The following is a 3,219-nucleotide window of genomic DNA, read 5'->3' on the forward strand; positions in this document are numbered from 1 at the left end:
CGTGGCCGCGGACGCGGTTTACGCGCGGGGGTGGCTGTCCGACCCGGCCGCGCTCGGGGCCGGCCCCTTCGCCCTCAAGACGGCCGGGGCCGTCTATGCCGGTTCCGCCATGGCCCGCTCCGCGCGACCCGACGTGGACCGCTCCCTCGGCGCCGAGGACGGCCAGCCGAGAGGCTTTGTGGCCCTCCTCCCGCGCCAGGAGCACGGCCCGGGCTGGCGGGACCTGCTCGGGCGGTTGCGCGGCCGGCCGGGCCGGGCCCGACTCGGCGCCGCCGGCGAGGCGCAGCCCGCCGTGCTGAAGGGCGGCGAGGTCCGCGCCGTCGCCGGACGGGTGGACGACCTCCGCCGCGGCAGCCTCTTCGTGTTCAGGCCGGGCGCCGATCTGGCGGCCCCTTTCTGCGAGGTGCAGCATCGCGGCGCCGGCAAGGTGGTGGCGTTCAGCCGCGACGCTGCCGTGGAAGGCTCTGCTGATGGCCGGGGCACGACCGTGCTGCAGCTCGATCCCGACTGGATCGGCGCGGCATCGGCTGAAGCCGAGATCACGATGTTCGTGGAAGGAGACGCCGGCGAGATCGCCGTGCAGTTCCTGCAATCCCCCAACGCGGCGAGGGGAACGGTGGTAGCGGAGGAGGGACTCGAACCCCCGACCCCAGGATTATGATTCCCGTGCTCTAACCAGCTGAGCTACTCCGCCAGACCGGAGGCGCGGTCATAGGGACGAGGTCGGGCCCCTGTCAAGGAAGGACGCGCGCGGCAGGGCCGGGACGGCGAAAACCGCGGTGCATGGCCTGAGGAGGACCACTTCGCTCCAGCGGTCAGGTCGCCTTGCGCTTCTCCGGGGTCTCGGTCTGCTCGCCGTTGTCCTCCACCCGGAGGAAGCTGAACGAGCCGTCCCCTTCCAGCCGGGCGCAGCGCACCTGCGCGATGTCCTCGATGCCGTGCAGGCGCATCTGGCTGACGAGCTCGTCATAGGTGATGAGCTCGCGCCGCATGTTCTGCCGGTTCAGCCGGCCGTGCTCGACAAGGGTCAGGGGCGCGGCGGCCGTCAGCGTGGACAGAGCCGGGACGTGAAACGACACCCAGTTCACCACGAAGCTCCAGAACAGGATGACGCCCACGGAGAGCGCGGCTTCAGTGACCGATTTCGCCTCGCCGACCAGCGCCGTCTGGGAGACCTCGGACACGAGGACGATCACCATCAGGTCGGCCACGCCGATCTGGCCGGTGTTGCGCTTCATCAGGAAGCGGAGCGCCAGGAACAGCACGATGTACATGATCGTGCCCCGGAGCACGATCTCGAAGAGCGGGCTCTCGGGCACGAAGATGGCGCCCCAGTCGATCGGCCTGGTCATGCGCGACGGGTCTGCTGCGGTTCATAGGCCCGGCGCGCGCCGGCTTGCAACGTCATGCGGCTCGCCTGGGCGGCCGCACTCTACTCGATCGACACCGCGACGAAGCGCACCTCGCCTTGCGCGTTCGCGACCAGAAGCAGGGCCGACTTGCGGCCTTCCTTTTTCAGGGTCTCGACCCGCCGCGTCACGTCGGCCGGCGTGGCCACGCCCTCCTGGCCGACCTCGACGATCACCTCGCCGGGCTGGATGCGCTTGTCGGCTGCGGAGGAGTTGGGATCGACGCGGGTGACCACGACGCCCTTGACGCTGTCCTTGATGCCGTAGCGCTTGCGGAGGTCCTCCGAAACGCCCGACAATTCGAGCCCGAGGGCGCGCCGCATGGCGCTCGGCGGCTCGGCGGCCGGCTGGTTCGAGGCCTGCTGGCCCTTCTCACCGTCTTCCAGCCGGCCCAGCGTGACCTGCTTGGTGAGCGGCTGCGACTTGCGGACAATGCCGACCTCGACCGACTTGCCGACCGGTGTGGAGGCGACGATGCGGGGCAGGTCGCGGGATTCCTTCACCTCGCGGCCGTCGAATCGCACGATGACGTCCCCGACCTCGAGCCCGGCCGGTTTCGCTGGGCCCTTCTCGTCGATCCCGGCGATCAGCGCGCCTCGCAGCGCGCCGAGCCCCAGCGCCTCGGCGGTCGCGTCGTCAACGCTCTGGATGCGGACGCCGAGCCAGCCGCGGCGGGTCTCGCCGAACTCCCGCAGTTGGTCGATCACCGGCACCGCGTTGGCGGCCGGAACCGCGAAGCCGATGCCGACCGATCCCCCGGTGGGCGACAGGATGGCCGTGTTGATTCCGATCACCTCGCCCTTCATGTTGAAGAGCGGACCGCCCGAATTGCCCTTGTTGATGGCCGCATCGGTCTGAATGTAGTTGTCGTAGGGTCCGGACTCGATGTTGCGGCCCCGCGCGGACACGATGCCGGCCGAGACGGACCCGCCGAGCCCGAACGGGTTGCCGATCGCCATCACCCAGTCGCCCGGCCGCATGGCTTCGGAATCGCCGAACGGCACCGCCGGCAGTGGCTTGTCGGACTTCACCCGCAGGACGGCCAGGTCGATCTTGGAATCCTTGCCGACGATCTCGGCCTTGAGCCGGGTCCCGTCGGAGAAGATCACCTGAATGTCATTGGCGTCGCCGATGACGTGGGCATTCGTGACCACGATGCCCGAGGCGTCGATCACGAAGCCGGAGCCGAGCGAATTGCCGCGCCGCGGCCGCGGCGCCTCTTCACGGTTCGGACCCTGCCCGCGGCGCCGGAAAAACTCCTCGAACAGATCGTCGAGCGGCTGGCCGGGCTGGGGCGCGGTCCGGGGCGAGGACGAGGGCGAGCGGCTTTCGGCGGTCGTGGAGGCCGAGATGTTCACCACCGCCGGAGTGACCTGGGCGGCGAGATCGGCCAGGGAATCGGGCCCTCGCGCCGAAACAGGGGACGCGAGGAGCCAGCCCGCTGCCGCAAGCACCGCTAGGGCGGCGCGGGGCATCCTCCAGCCGAACGGGAGGGTGTCGGGCCTTGAAGAACGCGTCATCATCGAACGACCTCGCCGATCCTGCATGCGGGAAGAACCGCCGCCCGGACTGCCCGGACCTGTGCACGCCTGCCTGCGCGGTCAGAACCCGATGCGCCTCGCGGCCCAGACCACGCCGACCCCGATCAGTGCCGACAGGACCCCGACGAGTCGCATGCGCTCGCGCGGGGATGCCGATGCATCGGACATGACACGCTTCATCATGCCGGGGAAGGATGCAAACAGCAGACCCTCGATGGCAAGTGCGAGACCCAGAGCTGCGACAAGGTCTCTCATCCCCGTCAGGGTCG

At 69.8% G+C, this 3,219-nt stretch carries 3 protein-coding genes and 1 tRNA gene; all 4 read right to left on the minus strand.

Annotated elements, in window-relative coordinates:
• Window positions 1-617: 617 nt before the first annotated feature.
• Window positions 618-694, minus strand: a tRNA-Met gene (locus JWR86_RS13610).
• Between the two features lie 121 nt (window positions 695-815).
• A complete protein-coding gene (locus tag JWR86_RS13615) occupies window positions 816-1,352 on the minus strand; it encodes a YetF domain-containing protein (protein ID WP_299566521.1) in 537 nt (178 codons plus the stop codon).
• Window positions 1,353-1,432: 80 nt separating this feature from the next.
• Window positions 1,433-2,884, minus strand: coding sequence for a DegQ family serine endoprotease (locus tag JWR86_RS13620; RefSeq protein WP_299566523.1), 1,452 nt, complete (start codon window positions 2,882-2,884; stop codon window positions 1,433-1,435).
• Between the two features lie 126 nt (window positions 2,885-3,010).
• On the minus strand, window positions 3,011-3,219 hold a 209-nt coding region (locus JWR86_RS13625), incomplete at its 5' end, for a DUF2065 domain-containing protein (protein WP_299566525.1).

It is taken from the genome of Enterovirga sp. (assembly GCF_028290205.1).
In the GTDB taxonomy this organism is placed as follows: domain Bacteria; phylum Pseudomonadota; class Alphaproteobacteria; order Rhizobiales; family Beijerinckiaceae; genus Enterovirga.